The organism is Paenibacillus prosopidis (assembly GCF_003337375.1).
Taxonomy (GTDB): Bacteria; Bacillota; Bacilli; order Paenibacillales; family Paenibacillaceae; genus Pristimantibacillus; species Pristimantibacillus prosopidis.
Genome location: NZ_QPJD01000009.1, coordinates 143,287 through 166,840, shown reverse-complemented (window position 1 = coordinate 166,840; position 23,554 = coordinate 143,287). Strand labels below are relative to the sequence as shown.

Here is a 23,554-nt window from a genome sequence, read left to right as displayed (position 1 = left end):
AGGAGGAAATACTTTGGCTAAGCCCGACAATCGTGCAGATAATGAGGTGCACCTGCAGCAGCATATCGACCACACCATAGCTAATCTGCAGGATACTGAAGATTACCTGGATGAACACGCAAATGAAATTTCCGCTGATGAAAAGCAAATTCTTGAAGCGAAAAATGAACGGCGCAGAGCGAGCATTAATGGTTTCGTAGAAGAAAAAAAAGACGAAGCCGGACAGTAGAAGCGTCATTCTAAAGCATTCAATAAAAAAGCAGTTCTTCCTGGGAAGAGCTGCTTTTTCTCAAGAACTGCCATTTACGTTTAAAGCTTAAGCATGCCTTTATATATACCAGGTGTGGAGTCTTCAATAACCGTAGCGCCAACGATTCTGCTGTAATATTCCTTTGGTCCCGCGCTCCCGATAACGGCATAGCCGTAGCCGAGCGCTCTCATGGCATGCAAGCAAGCTAACAGCAGCCCTTTTCCTGCACCAAGCTTACGTTCGTTCACAGACACGCCTGTCGGTCCAAAAAAGTTTTTGCACGTCGCCTCGTAGCAGCCAAATCCAATCAAAGCGCCTTGCTTAACGGCTATATAACAGGATACCGGTTGGTTTGCAAACGCAACCTCGCATTCGCTAGCCCAGCCTTCGTTAAAATGCTGTCTGACCCAGTCGACGACAACATGCTTTTCAGGTGCTATCGCGCGGCGGATTTCAATGCCATTATCGGCAAGCTGTTTAATAACAGGTTCCAGCTCCGGAAGCTGATAGAGCTTTACGAGCATATCAGACATCTGATGCTCCTCCCTTCCTACAAATTGATGCTCCAAAGGATAATATCCTTTTACATTAAACACCAAGCTTCTGCGACGTCAACCTGAATATTGAAACTTTTTTCTTGCCTGTTTACTTTCGTGATAAGATATGGTATTTTAATTTCGACAGATATAGAAATAACAACAACTGGAAAAGGTGAGGTTCCGATGGTGGAAGATAACGCGGAAGTACGGCAAGCCGTCAAAATATACAAAGCACTCGGGGAACCGACCCGGCTCAAAATCGCTCTGCTGCTTACCGAAGAGCGGAATCTGTGCTGCTCCGATATCGGAAGCAAGCTGGAATCCGTCGCCGGCTCGACGCTCTCTCATCACCTGAAGCAATTGACCGATTGCGGTTTGTTGAATCTCCGCAAGGATGGAACGTACATCTTCTACAGTGTGAACCGTGATATGGCGCAAAAGTACGCCCCCTTTTTGTTGGAGTAATTTTTTTGATTTTACTTCTATATATTTAGAAATATAAAAATAATGGAGTAGAGAGAGGTGCGCAACAATCATGTCGAACGCTTGGAAAATCTACATGTTGGCCGTCATCAGTTTTTTGGTTGGAACGTCCGAATTTATTATCGCAGGCATTTTGGATAAAGTTGCCGCGGACACGGAGGTGTCGGTTTCTGCGGCCGGTCAGCTTATTACCGTTTTTTCGCTCGCTTATGCTTTCGGTACCCCATTCCTTATGGCCGTAACGGCACGTATGGAGCGACGGAAGCTGCTGCTCTACTCGCTTGGATTATTCGCAATAGGAAATGGAATTGCCGTTGCATTGCCAGGATTTGAATTCCTGGTCATATCCAGAATCATCTTGGCTCTAAGCACCGGGGTATTCGTCGTTACGGCATTGACCGTAGCTTCCAAACTGGCTCCGCCCGAAAAGCAGGGGAGCGCTATCGCGACGCTGGTAATGGGCTTTAGTACCTCCCTTATCGTTGGTGTGCCTCTTGGAAGACTTATCGCATCCGTTTATGACTGGAAGCTAATTTTCGCGGGAATCGGCATATTGGGACTAGCGGCCATGCTCGTTATTCTCTTCTCGATTCCTCGAACGGAGGGCGAGGAACCGGTACCGCTGAGCAAACAGCTTGCGCTTCTGAAGAAACCGAGAATCGTCGCAGCCTTGTTGGTAACCTTCTTCTGGATCGCCGGATATTCCATCGTCTACACTTACATTTCGCCTTTTCTTCTTACGGTAACGCGATTAACCGAACAAGGAGTGAGTGCAGGGCTGTTCGCATTCGGCATCGCCAGCTTGATCGGATCCAAATTAGGAGGTTTTAGCACAGATAAATGGGGAGTTCCCCGTACGTTGGTCAGCGGAATGCTGTTCCATGCAATTGCTCTTGTCCTGCTTTCACTTGCAGGCCAATCCCCGGCCGTCGTGTTCCCGCTGCTCATGTTATGGGCGTTCTCTGCCTGGTCGTCGGGTCCGACTCAGCAGTATCATTTAATTACTCTTGCTCCGGAAGCTTCCGGTATCATGCTAAGCCTGAACACTTCGGTTCTGCAGCTTGCAATGGCTGCAGGTGCGGGAATTGGGGGCGTCGTCGTAGAGAAAACGTCGCTGACGTCCATCAGCTGGATCGGAGCGCTTAGCGTAATCATCGCAGCGGGTACAGCCGCCGCATCCTTCGGAATATCCCGATCCCGCTCCCGCCGGAAGACGGCAGAACGAAACTTGCTGAAAACGGGTACCTAAACCATTCGCACAGAGAAGTAACAAAAGGAGCAAGCCGCTGAGGCTTGCTCCTTCTTTGCTTTTTCAACCTCCAGAAAGCGGATTCGCAATTTTCGACAAACAATCCCATAAACCCTTCCTATCGTTTGACATACTTTTTCGGCATTTTCATTTAATCTTTTCTTGTCCGTATGCAAATAACCGCTGAAATATACCAACTTCTATCTAAAAGAAAAAGGGTGATGGACCATGCTAATTAAAAAGAAAATTGACATTGAGTTTATTTTGGACAACTTTGCCTCTTTGTCGCAATGGGATGCTGCAGGCGAAAAATTTTATCTTGTGTTTGAAGATCGCAAGCGCGGGGGACAATGGACTTTAATGCACTATCCCGAAAATCGTTTCAGCGTACACGGACTTGGTCAAGACTACGTAGACGATAGTGAATTGTTTTTTGAGGACCGTAACAGTGTCATCTCGTTTTTATGGGATAATCGCGCCGCTTTCAATGCCGCTGTAAAACCAACAACCATGTGCAGCTGACCCCCTATTGCAAAATCAGACTGGCATAGGTTCAACAGGCTTCCGCATGTAAATAGCAGAAGCCTGTTTTGCCATGTCCCTTGTATCTTCTAAATTATCCAATACTCTTCAAGGTAACCAACTACATATTTCTGCGGTATTGTCCACCTACCTCAAATAAAGCGTTTGTGATCTGTCCAAGGGATGCTACCTTAACTGTTTCCATTAACTCTTCGAAAATATTCCCGTTTTCCAGGGCAACCTGTTTCAGCCGTTCAAGAGCCGCAGGACACTCGCTTTGGTTCCGCAGCCGGAAAGCCGCCAGATTAGCGATCTGGGTTTGTTTTTCTGCTTCCGTCGAACGGGCTAATTCAATTTCATAGGCAGTTTCGTCAGCATTCGGATTAATGAATGTGTTCACGCCGATAATAGGCAATTGTCCCGAATGCTTCATATGCTCATAATGAAGGGATTCCTCTTGAATTTTGCCGCGCTGATATTGGGTCTCCATCGCTCCGAGCACTCCCCCGCGATCGTGAATACGCTGAAATTCAGCCAGTACCGCTTCTTCAACGAGCTCGGTTAGCTCATCTATTATAAAGGAGCCTTGCAGCGGATTTTCGTTTTTCGCGAGGCCGAGTTCTTTATTAATAATCATTTGGATCGCCATAGCCCGCCTTACGGAGTTCTCAGTCGGCGTAGTAATCGCTTCATCGTAGGCGTTTGTATGCAGCGAGTTACAGTTGTCATGAATCGCAATCAACGCTTGCAGAGTTGTGCGGATATCATTGAAATCCATTTCTTGGGCGTGCAGGGAGCGGCCGGAGGTTTGGATATGGTACTTCAGTTTTTGACTGCGGTCGTTTCCTTTGTATTTATATTTAATGACTGTAGACCAAATCCGGCGCGCCACGCGGCCCATAACTGTATATTCTGCATCTAAACCATTACTGAAAAAATAGGAGAGATTTGGCGCAAAATCATCGATATGCATCCCCCGGCTTAAGTAGTACTCCACATAAGTAAAACCATTCGCCAGCGTAAACGCCAATTGGGAAATAGGATTGGCACCCGCTTCGGCAATATGATAGCCGCTGATGCTCACGGAATAGTAATTGCGCACTTTATGATCGATAAAGTACTTCTGGATATCGCCCATCATTTTCAATGCAAACTCGGTAGAGAAGATGCACGTGTTTTGCCCTTGGTCTTCTTTTAAAATATCCGCTTGAACGGTACCTCGCACCGTTTGCAGGGTGAACGATTTAATACTTGCATACTCCTCTTGACTAGGCTGCCTGTGGTACTTTTCCACAAACCTTTCAACCTGCTGATGGATGGCGGTGTTCATATACATCGCCAAAATAATCGGTGCCGGTCCATTGATGGTCATCGAAACGCTGGCGGAAGGATGGCATAAATCAAAGCCGTCAAACAATTTCTTCATATCGTCCAACGTGCATACATTCACGCCGCTGTTCCCGATTTTCCCGTAAATGTCAGGACGGTAATCAGGGTCTTGCCCGTACAGGGTGACGCTGTCAAAGGCGGTCGACAATCGCTTGGCCTCTTCATTTTGGCATAAATAATGGAAACGGCGGTTCGTGCGCTCCGGCGTGCCCTCTCCGGCAAATTGGCGCTTCGGATCTTCATTCGTCCGTTTGAACGGGAATACGCCCGCTGTATACGGAAAATAACCAGGCAGGTTTTCTGAAAGCAGCCAGCGCAGTATTTCCCCGTCATCCTCCCATTTTGGCAAGCTGACTCTCGGAATCTTATTGCCAGACAACGATTCCGTATATAAATCCGTGCGTATTTCCTTGCTGCGAACCTTGGTGACCAATTCATCCTGCTTATACGCTTCTCTGGTCTTCGGCCACTCCTCCAACATTTTTTTGCATTCCGGATGGAGCTTGGATTCGTAATTGACTAGCATTTCGTCCAGCTTTGCTAAAAAACGTTGAGCCTCAACCTCCGTCATGACTCGTCCATGGTCGGCTTCCACCAGTTGTTTGGTTCCCCTTAACTGGGACAGCTTTCGAGTAACCGCAACTTGTTCCTCCAGAAATTTCTTGTACTCACGAACGGTTTGGATGATTTCTCCCAAGTATCCGGTTCTATCCTGTGAAATAATGTTGTTTTTCTTCGTCCCTTTTTGAATTTTGTCATTGTACGTTGTTGGCCAAATGCCGCCGGTTTTCTTTTCCACGATCTTCATAAGGCTGGCAAACAAAACGTTGATTCCCGGATCATTGAATTGACTGGCAATCGTCCCGAATACGGGCAGCTCATCGTCCGGAACCTCGAACAACTGGCGGCTGCGCTTGAATTGCTTGCGTACGTCCCGCAGCGCATCTTCGGATCCCCTGCGTTCAAACTTATTAATGACGATCACATCCGCAAAGTCGATCATATCGATTTTTTCCAGCTGGGTCGCTGCCCCGAATTCGCTTGTCATGACGTACATTGCTACATCACACAGCTCGACGATTCTGGAGTCGCCCTGTCCGATCCCGCTTGTTTCAACAATAACAAAATCAAATCCGGCAGCTTTCACAATAGCTACAGCTTCATAGGTGGCATCGCTTAGCTCTGATTTGGAGCTCCGGGTCGCCATGCTGCGCAGATAAACGCGGGAACTATTTATCGCATTCATCCGGATGCGGTCACCGAGCAATGCGCCTCTTGTCTTCATCTTGGAAGGATCGACGGAAATGATAGCAACAGAACGGTCCGGGAATTGTTCGAGAAAACGGCGTACCAACTCGTCGGTCAACGAGCTTTTGCCCGCTCCGCCCGTTCCTGTTACCCCCAAAACGGGAATTGCCGGCGCGTCCGCTTTCAATGGCTTCAAGGCAGCACTAACGGATCCATTAGCTCCGTCTTTCTTTGCAGCCTCCTCCGCAAGCGTAATCAATTTTGCTATAGAGCCCCAGTTGTTTACCTGTAAACCGGCCAACTCTTTCTCAAGCCGCTTAGGTGTCGGAAAATCAGATTTTCGAAGCATATAGTTGATCATGCCCTGCAATCCCAGCGCACGTCCATCGTCCGGTGAAAAGATCTTGGCGATGCCGTATGCGCTCAATTCCTTGATCTCGGCAGGGACAATTACACCTCCGCCGCCGGCAAAGATATGAATATGGCCCGCTCCCTCCTTTTGGAGCAAGTCATACATGTATTTCAAATACTCTACATGGCCGCCCTGGTAAGTGCTAATGGCTATTCCCTGTACATCCTCTTGAATCGCCGCATTCACCACTTCTTCTACAGACCGGTTATGTCCCAGGTGAATGACTTCCGCACCGGATGCCTGGAGAATCCGTCTCATAATATTAATGGAAGCATCATGACCATCGTATAAGGCAGCAGCCGTAACAAAACGCACATGACATGTCGGTCGGTAAGCCTGCGTTTCCAAGGGCGCATTCCACCTTCATTATGAGTCTTAGTTGCTTTTCTTATCTCTACGTCCACCGCTGGGAGAATATGTTCTGGAGAAACCGAAAGCCATTAAAATGCGTATGTAAAGAAATGCCACCTGCAAAAAAAGCTAATCCTTACGAAGATATTTTTGCTTCGCAAAACTTTAGGAGGATTGAAAATGATACAACTACCGCGTAAAAATAAAATTCGTGTGCAAAAAGGACATCTAGAGTATTTTACGGCAGGCAATGGCGGACCTACCGTTATTTTGATCAATGGCAGCGGAGGGCCGCTGGAAGGCTGGTATAAAATCATCCCTAAACTTGCTGAAAGCAGCTCGGTTGTGGCTTATAACCGTTTCGGAATCGGTGGCAGCGATAAGCCTTTGGAGCCTCAGCATGGGATGGCTATCGTCGAATCTCTAAGAGAAATGTTGAGAGAACTGCAAATACAGCCGCCTTACCTGTTGGTTGGTCATTCATTAGGCGGCTTATATGCCAATTTATTCGCGAGACATTATGTAAAGGAAGTTAGCGGCGTTGTATTGTTGGAAGCAAGCCATCCGAATGACCTGGCGCTCAATCAATACCAAGGGAAGATCATTCAAACGATGAACAAAATGCTGGGCTTGTTCGATTCTTTTTCAAAAAACAACAAATTAGGAGAGGTAAATTACGTCAAAGAAACGGTCGAGCAAATAAATCGGGCAATTCCTTTCCCGGATATTCCTTTGTATGTCGTCACCGGCGGTAAAAAAGTGCATAAATGGCTGATGCCAACAGAAGTATATAATATTCGCATGGAAAATCAAAAGGATTTAGTCGGCTTAAGCAATCAAGGAAAACAAGTATTTGCCCCAAGCAGCGGCCACTTTCCTCAAATTACGGATCCCGAAATTGTAATAAAGGCCGTGAAGGATTGTATTCAGTCTATTTCAAGCTAACCGCTCCATTATTTGGTGATAGGAAAAGCCATATTTATTTGCTATTCTCGTAGTCGAAGAATATTCTGCAACGAGAGGATTAACATTTAATGAAAACAGCATTTATTCGAGGTTCTATCTGTTTACTTTTGGCTATGGTTCTAGCTTTGCCTATTCATTCCACACAAGTGTACGCGGAAGAGGCCACTCCACTAGATATGTACTTTCCGACAGACATAGAAGAACACTGGGCTTATGGCGAACTGGACAATTTCTTAAATGCGGATCTGTTACGGGGCTATAGGGATCAAGAAGGAAATGTAACGGTTAAGCCAAACCTTTCCATTAGCCGTGCGGAATTTGTTTCGATTTTGGTCCGCGCATTGGGTCTGACAAGCGATGCGTCTGGAACAGCTTTTACTGACGTCGAACAAGAAAAATGGTATGCCGATCCGATTCGCATTGCCAGCTCCTTAGGGATCGTAAACGGGATTAGTGAAACAAAATTCGGTCCGAATCAGCTTATAAAACGCGGCGAGATCGCCACATTGGTTGTGAGAGCTTTTTCTTCATCCGTACAATTTGAAGGCGAAATCAAGCAATTTGCGGATGTTCCTGAATACTACGCTACACCTTCCATTTTAATGGCAAGTCAAGCCGGCATTGTACGGGGAGTCAGTGAAACGGAATTCAAGCCTTTCGCCAATGCAAAACGAGCTGAAGCTGTCGTCATGCTGCAGCGTGCGTTAGATTTGCAAAATAGTGCTTTACCTGAAGACTCCATACTCACAACTGCCGTTTTAGAATCGGAAGAGCAGGAAAATCAAGTATTTAAAGATAAAAAATACGATCAATTTGGTGCTATACATGCGCAATTTTATACGGGTTATTATTTAGCGCTTAGCCATTCAGCTACTGAAGAACTAACTGCAATTGTAGACCAGGGGTATGATATTGCAATGGAGAGCATTAGTGCACAAACGCTTACAGTCTTGAATAAAACAGATCGATTCGCCGTGATTGACTCAACTGGAGGAAGCTACAAAGTAACCTTGACTAAAGGCACCGAAATAATTGAGGAAACAGTTGCATCCGACGGCATTTACTATTTGAAGAAAATGCCCGACAACAATTGGAAAATCTACATGTTCTTACAGGATGAAGAGCAATAATCGATCTGTTAACTCATAAAAAAGGAGTGTAAACGGCTAACGTTTACACTCCTTTTATCTTGATTCTTATTCTCGTGCTAATTTCAGCTTTGATTGCGGTTAATGAACGGAGCTGTTGTTTCTTCCGGATGTTCTATGTCCGTATCCCCGTAAAATTCGCGATCCATTCGAATGTTTGCTTGCTCAATTTCTGATTTATCCGATAGCGGACGTTCGCTTTCGGTCTCTTTCGCACGATCCATCTTCCACACTCCCTTCAGGCGGTAGTTTGTCCGTCAAACGGGCGTTTATTCAAGCTGTTTAATTCGTATCTGATGGTCCGCAGCAAGAACCAGCTGCTTTCAGTGCCATTTTAGGCCGCGAGCTGCTGCTGCAGACTCCGGTTTCTGGCAGATGGAGCTTCACTTCCTTTGCCGAGCTCCAGTCGCCGGCTATAGCTGCTGCAACACTTCTGACTTGTTCATAGCCTGTTGCTAACAAAAAGGTTGGCGCACGTCCGTAGCTCTTAGATCCGACAATGTAAAAATGGTGCTCGGGCTGTCTTAGTTCAGCTTCGCCATGCGGCCGAACTGTCCCGCAGCTGTGAATGTTAGGATCAATGAGCTCTGCCAGCTTCGGCACGCACTCAATTGATGAATCCGCCGCATATCGAAGTTCTCTTATAAATGAGAAATTCGGTCTTGCTCCCGCAGCTGCAATTATCTCATCCACACCTTTGATCGTTGAGCTTGCTCCAATCAGATTTAACTGCTCACCCTCTTGTTCGAGGCCATGGATATGAAATGGCGTGTGGATGTTCACTGTACCTTCTTTCACAAGAGAAGCAGCTCGTGTACCGAGCTCTCCTCTGGCAGGCAGACCATCGCGCTCGCCGCCTCCGAAAACATCCTCAACCGTCTGTTTTCTTAAAACCCAATGAATCGTTGTTTCAGGATTTTGGAGCTTCAACTCATGCAGCAATAAAATGGCATGGATAGCTGAGTGTCCACTTCCGACGACAGCTACTGTTTTGCCGGCGTAACGTTTTGCGAGGGCTCCTTTGAGATCTGGAATACCATAATGAATATAGGATTGGTAAACGGACTCTTGAGCCGCATAATTACCACTAGCTCCAATGGGATTTGGTGTTTTCCATGTCCCTGTAGCATCAATCACGGCCGAGGCTTCTAAACGTTGGATCACATGATTTCGCTCATAGACAATTTCAAAAGGAGCCTGCTCCCTGCCGGCGGTTTTCATTTTATCAAAGCCCTTGCGGTGAATCGCTATTACACGGGATTCCGTCTTAATGTGTTTTTTTAAACGATCCAACTCTGCTAAAGGGTGCAAATATTGATCAAATAATTGTTTGCCAGTGGGCAGTTCCTCTTTAGGAGGCGCTATCCATCCACTTTCAGCAAGAAGTTCCATTGCTGCAGAATCCATATTAAACTCCCATGGCGAAAACATTTGGATATGTCCCCATTCAAGCACAGACGCTCCAACTGATGTTCCTTGCTCCAACAACACAAACGGAATCTCTCTTTTCGTTAACTGTGCGGCGGCAGCCAAAGCTACGGGTCCTCCCCCAATAATAGCTACTGGTAAATGATTTTTCATTTTAATCCTCCTCGATTTGGTTTACACTCTTAGTGACGGTCGATTTGACCGAATAGACGCATTTATGTTTTTTGTAATACTCTGCGTCCTTTCACAAAAAGATACCGTCTGTAATAGAAAGAACATAAAGAGGTGCACAGCATGGAAATAGATCGTTTATGGCAGCTTTTTCATCAACCGTTGAAGCAATTTGTAATCAATCGTACTGGAGATCCAATTGCTGCTGATGATATCGTGCAGGATGCGTTTATCAAAATTCATTTAAATATTAAAACCCTTAAGGATAACGAAAAGATAAAACCATGGGTTTATCAAATAACACGAAATGCTATAATCGATTATTACAGGCGTGAACGATCTTTCGAAGAACTTCCCTTTAACCTTCCTTCAAATGAAGATGAAGAAATCGAAATCAGCTCCGAGCTAGCATCCTGCATGAAACCGATGATTGATCAATTGCCGGTCAAATACCGAGAAGCTCTTACGATAACCGAGCTGCAAGGCTATACTCAAGCTCAGTTAAGCTTGCAATTAGGCATTTCTCTCTCGGGTGCAAAATCCAGAGTTCAAAGAGGCAGATTAAAGCTCAAGGAACTATTACTTGCTTGCTGTCATGTCGATACAGACCGGTTAGGACATATATCGGATTTTCATGTTGTAGAAAAGAGCACATGCTGCGGGTAAGCAAAGTTATGAGTGGCGGTCTAACCAAGACCGCTTCTTTTATTTTTCCGAATTAAATGCTTCACAAGTTATAATTTTCTATTTCTTTTATATAAGTTAATACTCATATAACACTTCACTTATATAATCAGCTGTGTATAATAACAATGGAAGGTGTGAACCTAGTTGCAGCCAAACACTTTGAAAGGGTGATTGCATGAGTCAGCCGATAGAAGCTCTTGCCGAGACATTGAAGCTTTTGTCCGACAAGACCCGCCTAACCATTCTTGCTCTTCTTAAGGAAAAAGAAATGTGCGTATGCGACATCGTAACCGTTCTCGAAATGACACAGCCTAATGTGAGCCAGCATTTGAGAAAATTAAAAATTGGCGGCTTGGTAAATGAAACTAGGAGGGCTCAATGGATTTATTATTCTTTAAATCTAGAGGATAAGACTTATCTGAACGGAATACTCGAACAACTACCTTCGATGAAGGAACAGTTAAACAAATTAAATCTTGAATGCTGTAATTAATGCTCATGCTTACGAAGTAGGTTTGCTTCACAAACCTTTGAGGAGGAAATATGTTAGTCATCGCATCGATTATTTTTCTTATCACCTTAATTTTCGTTATTTGGCAGCCTAAAGGCTTGAATATTGGTTATTCGGCTGTCGGCGGTGCCATACTGGCTCTTATCTTTGGCGTCGTAGATTTTAATGACGTTTGGGATGTAACCGGTATTGTCTGGAACGCTACATTAGCTTTCGTCGCTGTTATTCTGATTTCGTTAATATTGGACGAAATCGGCTTCTTCGAATGGTCTGCGCTCCATATGGCGCGCTTTGCCAAAGGAAACGGCTACCTGATGTTTTCCTATGTCGTATTGCTTGGCGCAGCAGTCGCATTTTTCTTTGCTAATGATGGTGCTGCGCTCATTCTTACGCCGATTGTCCTTGCCATGGTAAGAGCCTTAAAATTTGATGAACGGATGATATTGCCTTTTATTATGGCAAGCGGATTCATCTCGGATACGGCTTCCTTACCGCTTGTGGTGAGCAATTTGGTTAATATTGTTTCATCCGATTTCTTTGGTATCGGTTTTGCCGAGTATGCAAGCCGGATGATCATACCGAACTTCTTCGCAGTTGGAGCAAGTCTTCTGGTACTGTTCCTGTTTTTCAGGAGGAGTATTCCGAAGCAATATGATCTTAACCAGCTAAAGCAGCCTCGGGATGCCATCAAAGATATGCGCATGTTCAAGCTATCATGGGTTGTTCTAGCTGTACTCTTGATAGCTTATCTGTTAAGCGAGTTTGTGAATATTCCAGTGTCCATTGTTGCAGGTATCGCTGCTATCGTCTTTATTTTCGCGGCACGCAGAAGTGCAGCCATCCATACGGGTGATGTCGTTAAAGGTGCCCCTTGGTCCGTTGTCGTATTTTCCATCGGGATGTATGTCGTCGTGTACGGTCTTCGTAACGTTGGCCTTACGGATCAGCTTGGCACAGTGTTTCAATGGACAGCGGATCAAGGATTGTTTGTAGCAACGATCGGTACTGGTTTCATTGCCGCCATCCTCTCTTCTCTTATGAATAATATGCCTACCGTTATGATTGACGCCTTGGCCATTCAAGGCACGAGCACAGAAGGTGTACTTCGAGAGGCGCTTATTTACGCAAATGTCATCGGTTCCGATTTAGGTCCTAAAATCACGCCGATCGGATCACTTGCCACTCTACTTTGGCTGCATGTGCTGTCCAAGAAAGGCGTGAAAATTACATGGGGCTACTATTTTAAAGTTGGCATTATACTTACGCTGCCAGTTCTGTTCATTACGCTAGTTGGACTTTACTTGTGGTTAAGCATCATATACTAGATGAATTTAAAGGAGACTAACAAAATGGAAAAGAAACTGGTTTATTTCTTATGTACGGGTAATTCATGCCGGAGTCAAATGGCGGATGGCTTTCTAAACGCTCTTGGCAGTGAACAATATGAAGTGAAAAGCGCCGGGCTGGAAGCCCACGGTTTGAATCCAAGAGCGGTTCAAGTCATGAAGGAAGCAGGCGTTGACATTAGTGAAAACTCTTCAAATGTCATTGATCCTGAGATTTTGAATCGCGCTCATTATGTGATCACGCTTTGCGGTCATGCTGATGATCACTGCCCTGCCATCTCCAATCCGAATGCTGTGAGATGGCATTGGGGTTTTGATGATCCGGCTAAAGCAACAGGCACCGAAGATGAAATTATGGGTCAATTCCGAAACGTTCGCGATTCCATTAAGGCTCAAATCGAGAAGTTTGTGAAAGAAAGACAAGTACATGTCTAACATCAAAAGAATGCATGTTGCCGTAAACTGTTCTGACTTGGAAAAGTCACTGACCTTCTATCGCCAATTTTTCGGAACAGAACCAACGAAAGTGAAGGACAATTATGCTAAGTTTGAATTAGATAATCCGGCACTTCACTTTTCATTAAATATACGCCCCTTTGAAAAAAACGGCGTGCTTAATCACCTTGGTTTCCAAGTGGATAATACGGAAGATGTTCTGGCTATGGGTGAGCGTTTAAGACAGGCGGATCTTCTGCTTATCGATGAAATGAATACAACTTGCTGCTATGCTGTACAAGATAAAGTATGGGTGTACGATCCGGACGGCAACGCATGGGAGATTTTCTATACCAAAGAAGATTCGGAGTTTGAATCGGCTGGCGAAGGGCGAGATCTTTCATTGTGCTGCGCTCCTCCATCCGCACCTGTTCAAGTGGAGTTTACATCGTTCAAAAAGAAAAAGTAATCAAATAACCCGAAGGAGAATCATCTTATGAGCAAAAATTATCACGCACTAATACCGGGTCAAATATTTATGGGCGGTGCAAATGACGTTCAATCTATAGTTGATAACGAAGGTGTGGAAGTTATTGTCGATCTGCGAGAAGAATCGGAACAATGCGCTGCTGCTGGTGAAGGCTTGAAGTGGATCAAGGTACCACTGGGAGATGAAGCCAATGAGCCTCAAGAACAGCTGCTTCAAAATGCGATTGAAGCTGTCGTAGATGCCTATAAAGAAGGCAAAAAGGTCGCGTTTCACTGTGGCGGCGGCAAAGGGCGTACAGGAACGGTTGCTTACGGAACACTCCTCGAGCTGGGCTTAGCCGATACCATTGAAGATGCTGAGCAGCAAGCCCAAAGTATTCGCTCAGTATTGAATATTAAGCCGGCCCAACGAAAAGCATTGGAAGCTATATATTCATAAAAAAATAAGGAACGTTTGCATGGTATTTTACCTGTAAATGTTCCTTTTTTATTTGCATAAGCTCCATTTTCATTTTGGTGGACAAATACTCAAGCAAAACTATCTGACTTTCATATAATAATATATTCTGCGAAGGAAAGGGTGAACGGAATTGTCAAAAGCGAACAGCATCGATATACAACCCCGTGACTTTGTGAACGGCGATGTTCTGATTCCCGGATCCAAAAGTTACACCAACCGCGCAATTGCCATTGCGGCCTTGGCTGAAGGCCAAACGGTCATTGAGCATGCACTGGTTTCGGAAGACACCGAGTTCATCGCCAAAGGCATGGAAAGTTTCGGTAACGTCCATATCGACATAGACGCTGAAAAGGAACGGATGCTCGTCAACCGCAAACCGGCCGCGCCCATTGCTCCCAAGCAGCCGATCTTTTTCGGAAATGCGGGGACTCCGATTCGATTTGCGATAACAATGGCCAGTCTGGCGAATGGGGTAAGCGAACTCACCGGGAACGAACGGATGCAGCACCGGCCCTGCCAGGATTTGATCGATGCTTTGGTGCAGCTTGGTGTAAAAGCGCATGTCATACGCGGCACAGGTTGTCCTCCCATTCAAGTGGAAGGCCCGAGCCTGCGCGGGGGTAAGGCGAAAATTCGAGGCAGCGTCAGCAGTCAATATACGTCGAGCATCCTGATCTCGGCGCCCTATGCGGAACGGGATGTGGAGTTGGAAATTACGGACGATTTGACGTCCAAACCTTATGTGGATATGACGGTCGGCATCATGAAGGATTTCGGGGTCGAGGTGGAAAGAGACGGGTATCGCCGGTTCAAAGTGCGTGCCGGTCAGAGATATCGGTCCGGAACCTACCGGGTGGAGCCGGACGCCTCAAACATGTCCTATTTTCTTGCTGCTGCGGCCATTACCAGAGGGCGGGTCTGCATACCGGGCATCAATACATCCTCTTTGCAAGGGGATGTCAAATTTATCGACCTGTTGGAGCAAATGGGCTGCTGTGTGGAGAAAGAAACGGATTATATAGCCGTAAGCGGAAAACAAATGAGGGGAATCGACGCCGACATGAACAGGATGCCGGACATTGTTCCCACTTTGGCGGTCATGGCCGCTTTTGCCGAAGGCCGTACCCATATTTACAATATCGGCAATCTCCGGATTAAGGAATGCGATCGAATCGCTGCGGTCGAGAACGAACTTCGCAAAATGGGGATCGACACGGAGTCGACGGAGGACACATTAACGGTTTACGGCGGGAAACCAACGGGCGCGGTCATTGACACCTACGACGATCATAGAATCGCGATGGCCTTTGCGATTGCCGGCTTGAAAACGCCGGGTGTCGTGATTAACAATCCTTCTTGCACAGCCAAATCATTCCCGACTTTTTGGGAAATATTGAATGGTCTGAGTTGAGGGCTATGGGAAGTCGAGGGTTATTAATCATTGCCGACGGATGGGGATATTCAAAAAATAAACAGCATAACGCCATTGCGAATGCCGGAACTCCGGTGTTCGACCGGTTATTTGACAGATACCCGTGGACCTTGATAGAGGCATCTGGCGAACATGTAGGTTTGGAAAGGGGCACGCCCGGCAATTCCGAGGTGGGGCATCTAACCCTGGGGGCAGGGCGCGTCGTGGATTATGAGAGCACCCGTGTGCAAAATGCGATAAAGTCGGGTGAATTGCAGAAGCATCCCGTCCTTGTGCCGCACTTGGAACAAGTGAAAACAAAGGGCGGCTGTGTCCATTTGATCGGGCTGCTGACTGACGGAAACGTCCATGCCCACTATCATCATTTTGTGCCGTTGGCCGAAGCGGCCAAAAAAGCGGGCATATCAGACGTTTATCTTCATTTGTTTACCGACGGCAGAGATGCGCCCAGCGGTACGGCGCTCCATTTCCTATCGGAACTTGAAACCATGCTGAAAGCGTCAGGAATCGGCACCATCGCCTCCGTCGTAGGCCGTGATTATGGGATGGACCGGAATCACCGGTGGGAAAAAACAAAAGCGGTATATGATCTGTTAACCGCCGGTACAGGACGTCCTTTCCGGAGCGCGGCCGAAGCCGTCGCGTTCGCGTACAATTCCGGGCTAGCGGACGACTTCGTTCCACCTTCCATCCTTGTGGACGTTGCAGGTGCTCCGATCGGGCCAGTACGTGATCACGATCTTATTCTTTCGGTCAATTTCCGCGGTGACCGCATGCGGCAAATCGTCAAAGCTTTTGCACCCGGCCGCTTCGAAAAATTTCCCCGCCCATCGCTGCCTAATGTGCAGGTTTTGACGCTGACGGATTACCATATGAACCCCCCGGTCCCCTCGATCCTGGAACATGTTTCCATGCCGAACGGGTTGGCTGAAACGCTAGAACACCATCATGTCTGGAATTTACGCATATCCGAAACCGAAAAATTTTCGCATGTGACCTTTTTCATCAATGGAAGAGAGGAGCATGGCTACCGGTATCAAAAAAACATCCACATTCCCGGTCCCGATGTCAAAGATTATCGGTCAGTCCCGAACATGAGCGCCGAAGAAATCGCTCTTGCCGTGGTTGACGCGATCCGCCGCAACGAATTTCAACTCATTATCATCAATCTCGTGAATGCCGATATTTTGGGCCATACCGGCGATATGGAAGCCGTGATCAAAGCCGTTGAAGCGGTGGATCAAGCTCTGGGGATCATCATTGAAGCGGCTCAAAGCAGCCATTATTGGGCGGTTGTGTGCGGGGACCACGGCAACGCGGAACTTATGTGGGATGTTTCTTCGAATCGTCCGCACGTCGGACATACGACGAATCCGGTCCCGCTCATTCTGGTTCATCCGCACGGACATTTACCGCTTCGTGCAAACGGGTCGCTGGCCGATGTGGCTCCAACCCTTCTGAAGCTGCTGAACATTGAAATTCCGAAGGAAATGACGGGAACAAGTTTGTTAGAAAAATGATAGGAGAGGGGTTCGAACGTGCTGAAATTAATACAAACCTCTTGGATCGGGGTTATCATTTCCACGCTGCTGCCTTTGCCGTTTTTTCTGTTTCTTCCTTCCGGCGAAAAGTCCGTTCTTGTCTTCTTGGGATTGGCCCTGGTCACCTGGCTTGCTTTCGAAAACGGCGGAAACGATGTCTCGAGGGGAATCGCTCCCTTGGTGGCCTCCAAAAATATAAGCATCCGGACAGGGCTTTTGTTTGGAACTGTTATGACGGTGCTGGGATCCGTTTTTTCGATATACTTTTCCGTAAAATTATTTAAACTGTTCACTAAAGGGATCTTGAATACGGATTTTGATGTGACTCAAATCATGGTGCTCGCCATTATATTCGGAGCATCGTTGTGGGTTGCGGTTGCGACCAAATTTTCATTACCCGTATCCACGACGCATTCCCTGGTGGGCTCCATGATCCTGGTGGGCATCCTTTCTTTCGGGATTCAAGGGGTATTATGGACCAACTTGCTGGCTTTGGTTGTAATCCCTTTGCTGTTAAGCCCTGTCGTCGGATTCGTCGTTGCCTGGGTTTTGGCCGTTATCATCAACAGGTTTACATTTTTTAAGCCTTTGGAAAAACATTCGATTTGGTTGTTCAGCGGAGCGGTCTGTTTCGTCAGAGCGGTCAATGACACGCCGAAAATTGTTGGAATGGCGGTTTTAATCGGATTTGCGGCTTTAAACGGCCTGACGCTCTCTCAAGCCGTCCCGTTTTTTATCCTGATTACCCTTGCGATGGCTTTGGGGAGCTACATCAAAGGTTCAAAGGTGACTCATACATTGGCCTATAAGGTAACCGACATGAAACCGGCCACCGGTTTGGCGGCGGCCGTCACTTCAGCTTCGCTGATTTTGTTTGCAAGCAAAATGGGGCTCCCCGTATCAACCACTCACGTTTCCACTTCCAGCATCATCGGATCCGGGTTTGCCTCCGGGTCGAACGGTTCGAAAGGTTTAAAAACCGTGAACTGGTCGGTGGTCAAGGATATTGTTTTATCATGGGTACTCACTTTGCCCGGAGCAGGTATATTGGGTGCGATCGGTTATTTCATATTATCCGCCGTCTTCTGATGCGGAGGACAGTGTTCCTCCTACATCGAGGCGATTTCCAAAGATACGACGAGCCTTTCGGATTGTTCACGGAAGGCTTCCCTTCATATTTAAAATTGTCTCGAGGCGGAAGCCGTTCGATCAGATATTTTTTTTCTTATATTCCATAATTCGTTGATACATGGTCTGGTCCTTCAGTTTACGGAAATGCGACAGCACGGGTTTGAGATTCACTTCAATGACCCATACTCGCCCATTCGTATCAAGCCCCATATCCAACCCAAAAATGTGTTGGTTTAAATATAATTTGTTTCTGCTCAGTTTCCTGGCTATAAGTATTGCAATTCTATCGATATTGGGCATTAAGATTCGGTGAGAATAATCTTTAAGCGAAGATTTTTGAAGGGCGCTTTCCAGCTTCATGATCGTTCCTTTGCTTCTGGTAATGTTAGTAACAATGTAACCTTCGCCTGCTACTTTAGCAACTCTTCCGGTTATTTCCCAATCATGGGTGTTTCTTCTGCGCTGTACAATGACCCGCATATCGAAAGGTCGGTTATTCACAGTACTAAGGGGAATTCTACGTTGAACAATATAACTATAGGATCCGATGATCTTTCTTATATAAGCATATGTCCATTCTTTTCCTTGTTTCGTTATCCTTTCGTTCTCCATGTGTATAGTGTAACGATAGTTCCCTCTCGAGGTTACCCGTATAACTCCCTTCCCGCGGCTTCCATAGGCCGGTTTAAGGATAACATCGCTATACTTTTCAACAAAACCCCAAAACGTTTTTGGCGTTAGCCTTCGCGTTATCGGAATGTGATGTTTCAAGACTCCAAATCGTTTCATCACCCTGTATTTTACCCATTTGCTGCGTCGATTGGGCGTGTTCATCGGTCATCAGCCTTCCGTAAAAAGTCAATACTCTTTAGATAATCTTCAAGCAATATTAAAAACGCTCTAATGTCCTTATAGGAAATATCCCCGATTTTCGCGATTCGGAACGTTTTTAATTCTTCAAGTTTGCCGGGATAAATCGTGAACCCTCTGCTATATAAATAATCATGCATTTTATCGAAATCGTATCCGTCACAATCGGGTTCGATAATGGATGTGACGATTTTGGAATGATGTTTTGTATCCACGATATGTTTCAATCCGAGTGTGGCAATACCATCGATTAAGGTTTCCCAGGACTTGGCGTATCTTGCATATCTTTCTTTAATCCCTTCCTGTTTTACTTCCATAATTGCACGGTTTAGCGCATAAAGGGTCTGTACCGGCGGGGTGAACCGCATTTGACCGGTTTCTGAAAAGTACTTGTATTGAGCAAACAAATTCAGGTAATAATTCCTCGGTTTTTTAAGACGCAATCCTTCCATTTTGTTCCTATTGGCGATAACAAACGAAACCCCTGCCATGCCTTGAAGGTTTTTATTAGAGCTCGCGGCCAAATAGCTGATATTCATTTCCATCATCCGGATCGGTATCGTCGCATAGGAGCTCATCGCATCTACAATCATATCGATCTGACGTTTCCTGCACAGCTTTCCAATCGACTTAATATCATTCAAAAGGCCGGTTGTCGTCTCATGATGTACTACTGCGAGATAAGCTATTTTTCGGTTGCAGTTGTGAACGAACGATTCTAAGTCAGTCAAATCGATGGCCTCATGAGGTGAGCTTTTGAACTCCAGGAAATTCATTCCGTAGGCATCCGCGATCTCGCACATGCGTTTTCCATATGCGCCGTTATTAATGATAACGATAGACTCATCGCCGATAACGGAACTTAAAACAGACTCAACCGCTGCGGTGCCTGAACCGCCGAACAGAACGGTCGTATAATATTCCGTATCGGCAACGAATCGGGTCAGTTCTACTGAAATGGTTTGCATCAGCTTGCCAAAATCCTTTTCGCGGGGGCAAATATCCGGCACCACCTGAGAGAATTTAACACTGTTCGTAGTTGTCGCAGGACCGGGGGTAAGCAAAATATTTCTTTTTACGTTTCGCAATCCGGTTCATCTCCTTTAATCCCGCGCGAGCCGCTTCTTAAAAATCTCTGAAGCCGTTCTTTCATTTCATACGGTTTTAGTAGGGGACGGGCAAGCTGTCTCTTCTCAGGACTTCTGGAAATTCTGAGATAGAGAAAGGTCAATCCCCTCGTTTTCTTCCATTCTTTTATGCAGGCAGCAAGCTCCCCCAGGCTGTGAATATAAATGGATTTCATGTAACCGCAAGCCGCTGCAATCTCGACAAAATTTACATTATGGGAAACCGTACTCTGTCCCCCGGTTGAATCATGAGCTTGATTATCCAGAAGAATATGAAGCATGTTCTGCGGACCATAGTATCCGTTGGTAGCCAAGCTCCCCATCCGCATCAAGACAGAACCGTCTCCGTCGATGACGATGGTCTCCGTATCTTTTTGACTTAGCGCCAAACCGAGCCCTAGAGAACTTATGCATCCCATGGAGCCGACCATGTAAAAATGGTTGCAGGCATCTTCGATTTCATACAATTCCCGGCCTGTTTTTCCTGTCGTAGCCAGTTGTACGGTTTTGCTGTCCTTCAATGCATTAATGACCTTCAATGCTTCATTTCGGAGAGGCAGCTGATCCGCTTTGCTTTTCATGATTTTAATCTTATTCAAGCGTAAGGAGAGCTGTTGTTTTTTCAGGGTTTCTATTCCAAACGTTCCTTTTTTAACTACGAAGAAAAAAGGCCGGTTGTTCTCAATAAACTGATTGGCCTGAGACAGTTGACGGGTTGCTTCATCCAAATCATAAGATAGGTACATCCATTTTACTTGCATCAAATCTAGCAGTTGCGTAGTAATTCGCCCCATCAGTTCATGCTGCGGTTCATCCGGCACGCCTTCTTCCCCTCGCAAGCTAACAAACCCCAGAACTGGAATCCGAAACGGATAATTAAGCGATACCAAGGGGGAAACGGCGTTAGTCAATCCTGAGTTTTGCATGAGAACAACCGGTTTTCTCCCCCCTAGTACTGCTCCCGATGCAATGGCGACCGCATCTCCCTCGTTTGCCGCCGCAACATAGTCATATTCGTTGATCGCATAATTAATCAGATCTTTTAAAATGGAGCACGGAACCCCGGTATAGAACGTAAACCCTAACTTTTGAAGTTCTCTTCCAAAAGCCCCCATATCGATCAAGAGCGGTCACCCCGAATACGATCCTGTGAAGGCAGATACTTTTTCTCCGCCGCTTGGAGTTCTTCAGCCCGTTGAAGCCTGAATATTTCCATTTGACCCCTCCTCGGATGTTCAAATCTATCGACGCTATTTCTTACCGATGTTTGGACTGCGGGTGGTACTGGAACTGCCTAAGGTCAAGGTTTTGGCATATGCTATAATCTGTATTTGTAAAAGTTGTTTATTTAGAAGATGCGATCCGAACATAAGTTGTGTTGGCTAATGCTGAAGGTTTTTAAAAATCAACAAAATTTATATGGTGCCTCTCGGAGACGAAGCCAATGAACCGCAAACAGCTGCTTCAAAAAGCGATAGAAGCTGTCAAAGTATTCGCTCAGTACTGATTATTAAGTCCGCGTAACGAAAAGCATTGGAAGCTATATATCATAAAAAAATAAGGAACGTTTACACGTATTTTGCTTGTAAATTTTCCTTTTTTATTTGCACAATATTTTAAAAAGAATCGTTCATTTCAATGATTTATTGAACATTTCATAGCTGGTCTATTACTGTTCAGTTAATATGTTATATTAATCACAACTATTTCAACGAGGTGAAACCGTAGAACAAAAAGCCTATTCCTATTCATTGTTATGGCATTGATTCTTTCCGCTTGTGGCACTCACAAAGAAGAGTCTCATCAGTCACATTCACATGGAGACTTACAGGAGAAAACAGCTTCCGCAGATATTATGCCGACCTTCTTGGACGGTCAAATGGAAAGGATCCGTTTAGTATACCAAATCGCAGGACAGGCTGCGGACTTGCTGCAATGGATACCCTGTTATTGCGGTTGCGGTGAAAGTGCGGGACATAAGAGCAATTTGAACTGCTTTATTAAAGAAGTCAACCAGGACGGTTCCATCGTATGGGATGACCACGGAACAAGGTGTGGTGTATGTCTGGAGATCGCGGCTACTGCTGCCAAAATGAAATCTGAAGGTAAGTCGGATAAAGAAATCCGGAATTTCATTGATGATACTTATAAAGAAGGCTATGCAGACCCTACTGATACGCCAATGCCAGCATAACCAAGTTTGACGAAAAAAGAATCATGAGCGCCGCCTTCTTAAGGCTAAAACCAACAATAAAAAAGCTATAAGAATTACAGCACATAATCCGATTATTATTAATCGGTTATCGGTTTCTTCTTTAGAAGTAGACATTTCGTACGAAGCCTCTCCAGAGATAGGTTCCTTAGATGGCTCATATCCTGCTCCTAATGCTTTAAGATCTTCTTTCGCGGATGCAAGAGTCTTAGTCCCTTCACAAAGACCTGTTTCAAGCCGATCAGGATCGCCGTAGGCAAAAACGATATATTCTTTATTCACTTCGAATCCCTCATATCCGCAACTTGCCGAACTCAACGCCGTGTAAACAGCCGTTTGAGAACCCAATTTTCCTTTCCATACCGTTTTCACTTCGAATTGGGCTTTGACTGGATCTGCAGAAGACCAAAACTTTCCTTTATCAGGTTTTGTCAAACTCAATACTTTCCCTGTAAAAATTGCGGTTTTTCGATTCATCTGATCTTCTATGCTTGGTGGTTCAGCACAAGAACATGCATGGACAGTTACAGGCTCGACAATGAACAACGCAATTAACATGAACAAAAAACTCAGTAAAATCATTGTTCTGCTCTTCCACATTTTTATCACCCCTCATCGAAATGGCGACCGTTTCCAACTTCTTTAATATTATTTCGTGAGAGACAGCAGCTCCTCGATAGCCAAATCAACTCTCACATCTTTAAAGGATTCATCTGTCACATAAAAAATTAATACATTCGCTATTTGATATATGGTGTGTGGTGTCAGATCCGCTGCTGCCGTCTTATTCTCGAAGTCCTTTATACCCTTTCTAACCTCTTTGCTGGAGGTGTAGACATAAATGCTGATTTTCTGATTTTCATCAATTACAAAGCGTCTAGGTGTGACATCATTATAAGCTTTTGAAAATACACTCTCTGGATGTAAGTCTGGTACTTCTGACATCGACACTCCATTCTTTTCAAATGAATCTTTTATTTGTGTTAAAGTAATTGTTTTCCCTTTGTTCATGCACCCTGTAATAATGAAACAAATTGCTAAAATAATAATCACCATTCTTCTCATTACAACCCCCCGTATTCACAGACGTTTGGAGCTGTAATTAAGTTGCCCTTTTCATACTGTCTTCAAATTTGGGGTTATTGACTCGGGAACAA

25 protein-coding genes are annotated in these 23,554 nt (G+C 45.5%); 16 read left to right on the top strand and 9 right to left on the bottom strand.

Going from position 1 to position 23,554, the window contains the following annotated elements; translation table 11 throughout:
- Positions 1-13: 13 nt before the first annotated feature.
- Positions 14-229: a small acid-soluble spore protein Tlp gene (tlp, locus tag DFP97_RS15675; RefSeq protein ID WP_114381127.1), complete on the top strand. Its 216-nt coding sequence runs from the start codon at positions 14-16 to the stop codon at positions 227-229.
- A gap of 80 nt (positions 230-309) precedes the next feature.
- On the opposite strand, the gene DFP97_RS15670 is transcribed toward tlp, so the two are convergent.
- On the bottom strand, positions 310-783 hold the full coding sequence (locus DFP97_RS15670) for a GNAT family N-acetyltransferase (RefSeq protein WP_114381126.1): 474 nt from the start codon (positions 781-783) through the stop codon (positions 310-312).
- A gap of 189 nt (positions 784-972) precedes the next feature.
- Between DFP97_RS15670 and DFP97_RS15665 the strand changes: the two genes are divergently transcribed.
- The 3 genes from DFP97_RS15665 to DFP97_RS15655 all read left to right on the top strand — a co-directional run bounded on the left by DFP97_RS15665 (position 973) and on the right by DFP97_RS15655 (position 3,043).
- On the top strand, positions 973-1,254 hold the full coding sequence (locus tag DFP97_RS15665; RefSeq protein WP_114381125.1) for an ArsR/SmtB family transcription factor: 282 nt from the start codon (positions 973-975) through the stop codon (positions 1,252-1,254).
- A gap of 70 nt (positions 1,255-1,324) precedes the next feature.
- Positions 1,325-2,521 (top strand): MFS transporter, encoded by a 1,197-nt coding sequence (locus tag DFP97_RS15660; protein ID WP_114381124.1) that lies wholly within the window; start codon positions 1,325-1,327, stop codon positions 2,519-2,521.
- A 228-nt stretch (positions 2,522-2,749) separates the two neighbouring features.
- Positions 2,750-3,043 carry a hypothetical protein gene (locus DFP97_RS15655; RefSeq protein WP_114381123.1) on the top strand — a complete coding sequence of 98 codons (294 nt, stop codon included), beginning with the start codon at positions 2,750-2,752 and terminating at the stop codon, positions 3,041-3,043.
- A gap of 121 nt (positions 3,044-3,164) precedes the next feature.
- Here DFP97_RS15655 and icmF read toward each other — a convergent pair whose 3' ends face one another.
- A complete protein-coding gene (gene icmF, locus DFP97_RS15650) occupies positions 3,165-6,440 on the bottom strand; it encodes a fused isobutyryl-CoA mutase/GTPase IcmF (RefSeq protein WP_114381122.1) in 3,276 nt (1,091 codons plus the stop codon).
- A 183-nt stretch (positions 6,441-6,623) separates the two neighbouring features.
- Between icmF and DFP97_RS15645 the strand changes: the two genes are divergently transcribed.
- Both DFP97_RS15645 and DFP97_RS15640 read left to right on the top strand, forming a co-directional pair.
- A complete protein-coding gene (locus DFP97_RS15645; RefSeq protein ID WP_114381121.1) occupies positions 6,624-7,388 on the top strand; it encodes an alpha/beta fold hydrolase in 765 nt (254 codons plus the stop codon).
- Between the two features lie 89 nt (positions 7,389-7,477).
- Positions 7,478-8,539: an S-layer homology domain-containing protein gene (locus DFP97_RS15640; RefSeq protein WP_114381120.1), complete on the top strand. Its 1,062-nt coding sequence runs from the start codon at positions 7,478-7,480 to the stop codon at positions 8,537-8,539.
- Positions 8,540-8,622: 83 nt separating this feature from the next.
- Here DFP97_RS15640 and DFP97_RS30770 read toward each other — a convergent pair whose 3' ends face one another.
- Positions 8,623-8,781 (bottom strand): hypothetical protein, encoded by a 159-nt coding sequence (locus DFP97_RS30770; protein WP_181873542.1) that lies wholly within the window; start codon positions 8,779-8,781, stop codon positions 8,623-8,625.
- 58 nt (positions 8,782-8,839) lie between these two features.
- Positions 8,840-10,138 carry an NAD(P)-binding domain-containing protein gene (locus DFP97_RS15635; protein WP_114381119.1) on the bottom strand — a complete coding sequence of 433 codons (1,299 nt, stop codon included), beginning with the start codon at positions 10,136-10,138 and terminating at the stop codon, positions 8,840-8,842.
- Positions 10,139-10,279: 141 nt separating this feature from the next.
- Here DFP97_RS15635 and sigZ point away from each other — a divergent pair, with 141 nt between their 5' ends.
- The 9 genes from sigZ (at position 10,280) to DFP97_RS15590 (ending at position 18,146) form a co-directional block, all read left to right on the top strand.
- The gene (gene sigZ, locus DFP97_RS15630) at positions 10,280-10,822 is read left to right on the top strand and encodes an RNA polymerase sigma factor SigZ (RefSeq protein WP_114381118.1); all 543 of its coding nucleotides are present in this window, start codon (positions 10,280-10,282) and stop codon (positions 10,820-10,822) included.
- Between the two features lie 196 nt (positions 10,823-11,018).
- Positions 11,019-11,336 (top strand): ArsR/SmtB family transcription factor, encoded by a 318-nt coding sequence (locus DFP97_RS15625; protein WP_114381117.1) that lies wholly within the window; start codon positions 11,019-11,021, stop codon positions 11,334-11,336.
- Between the two features lie 50 nt (positions 11,337-11,386).
- Positions 11,387-12,679 carry an arsenic transporter gene (locus DFP97_RS15620; RefSeq protein WP_114381116.1) on the top strand — a complete coding sequence of 431 codons (1,293 nt, stop codon included), beginning with the start codon at positions 11,387-11,389 and terminating at the stop codon, positions 12,677-12,679.
- 24 nt (positions 12,680-12,703) lie between these two features.
- Positions 12,704-13,135, top strand: coding sequence for an arsenate reductase (thioredoxin) (gene arsC / locus DFP97_RS15615; protein WP_114381115.1), 432 nt, complete (start codon positions 12,704-12,706; stop codon positions 13,133-13,135).
- Positions 13,128-13,604 carry an ArsI/CadI family heavy metal resistance metalloenzyme gene (locus DFP97_RS15610; RefSeq protein ID WP_114381114.1) on the top strand — a complete coding sequence of 159 codons (477 nt, stop codon included), beginning with the start codon at positions 13,128-13,130 and terminating at the stop codon, positions 13,602-13,604. Before arsC ends, DFP97_RS15610 begins: the two co-directional genes overlap by 8 nt.
- A gap of 27 nt (positions 13,605-13,631) precedes the next feature.
- A complete protein-coding gene (locus tag DFP97_RS15605) occupies positions 13,632-14,063 on the top strand; it encodes a protein-tyrosine phosphatase family protein (protein WP_114381113.1) in 432 nt (143 codons plus the stop codon).
- Positions 14,064-14,214: 151 nt separating this feature from the next.
- Positions 14,215-15,495 carry a 3-phosphoshikimate 1-carboxyvinyltransferase gene (aroA, locus tag DFP97_RS15600; protein ID WP_114381112.1) on the top strand — a complete coding sequence of 427 codons (1,281 nt, stop codon included), beginning with the start codon at positions 14,215-14,217 and terminating at the stop codon, positions 15,493-15,495.
- A gap of 5 nt (positions 15,496-15,500) precedes the next feature.
- Entirely contained in the window at positions 15,501-17,036 is a 1,536-nt protein-coding gene (gpmI, locus tag DFP97_RS15595) for a 2,3-bisphosphoglycerate-independent phosphoglycerate mutase (RefSeq protein ID WP_114381111.1), read from the top strand.
- Positions 17,037-17,054: 18 nt separating this feature from the next.
- The gene (locus DFP97_RS15590) at positions 17,055-18,146 is read left to right on the top strand and encodes an inorganic phosphate transporter (RefSeq protein ID WP_114381110.1); all 1,092 of its coding nucleotides are present in this window, start codon (positions 17,055-17,057) and stop codon (positions 18,144-18,146) included.
- 120 nt (positions 18,147-18,266) lie between these two features.
- Here the strand turns inward: DFP97_RS15590 and DFP97_RS15585 are convergent, their stop codons facing one another.
- The 3 genes from DFP97_RS15585 to aepY are packed head-to-tail and all read right to left on the bottom strand — an operon-like array spanning position 18,267 to position 21,306.
- Entirely contained in the window at positions 18,267-19,022 is a 756-nt protein-coding gene (locus DFP97_RS15585; protein ID WP_114381109.1) for a YheC/YheD family protein, read from the bottom strand.
- Positions 19,019-20,146 (bottom strand): 2-aminoethylphosphonate aminotransferase, encoded by a 1,128-nt coding sequence (locus DFP97_RS15580; RefSeq protein WP_114381108.1) that lies wholly within the window; start codon positions 20,144-20,146, stop codon positions 19,019-19,021. Before DFP97_RS15580 ends, DFP97_RS15585 begins: the two co-directional genes overlap by 4 nt.
- On the bottom strand, positions 20,134-21,306 hold the full coding sequence (aepY, locus tag DFP97_RS15575) for a phosphonopyruvate decarboxylase (RefSeq protein WP_425453535.1): 1,173 nt from the start codon (positions 21,304-21,306) through the stop codon (positions 20,134-20,136). The genes DFP97_RS15580 and aepY overlap by 13 nt, the downstream gene beginning before the upstream one ends.
- A 635-nt stretch (positions 21,307-21,941) precedes the next feature.
- On the opposite strand from aepY, the gene DFP97_RS15565 reads away from it, so the two are divergent.
- The gene (locus DFP97_RS15565; protein ID WP_114381107.1) at positions 21,942-22,379 is read left to right on the top strand and encodes a PCYCGC motif-containing (lipo)protein; all 438 of its coding nucleotides are present in this window, start codon (positions 21,942-21,944) and stop codon (positions 22,377-22,379) included.
- A 21-nt stretch (positions 22,380-22,400) separates the two neighbouring features.
- Here the strand turns inward: DFP97_RS15565 and DFP97_RS15560 are convergent, their stop codons facing one another.
- Together DFP97_RS15560 and DFP97_RS31570 are read right to left on the bottom strand one after the other, a co-directional pair.
- A complete protein-coding gene (locus DFP97_RS15560) occupies positions 22,401-22,997 on the bottom strand; it encodes a hypothetical protein (protein ID WP_114381106.1) in 597 nt (198 codons plus the stop codon).
- Positions 22,998-23,045: 48 nt separating this feature from the next.
- Positions 23,046-23,462: a hypothetical protein gene (locus tag DFP97_RS31570; protein ID WP_245976292.1), complete on the bottom strand. Its 417-nt coding sequence runs from the start codon at positions 23,460-23,462 to the stop codon at positions 23,046-23,048.
- Between the last annotated feature and the right edge of the window lie 92 nt (positions 23,463-23,554).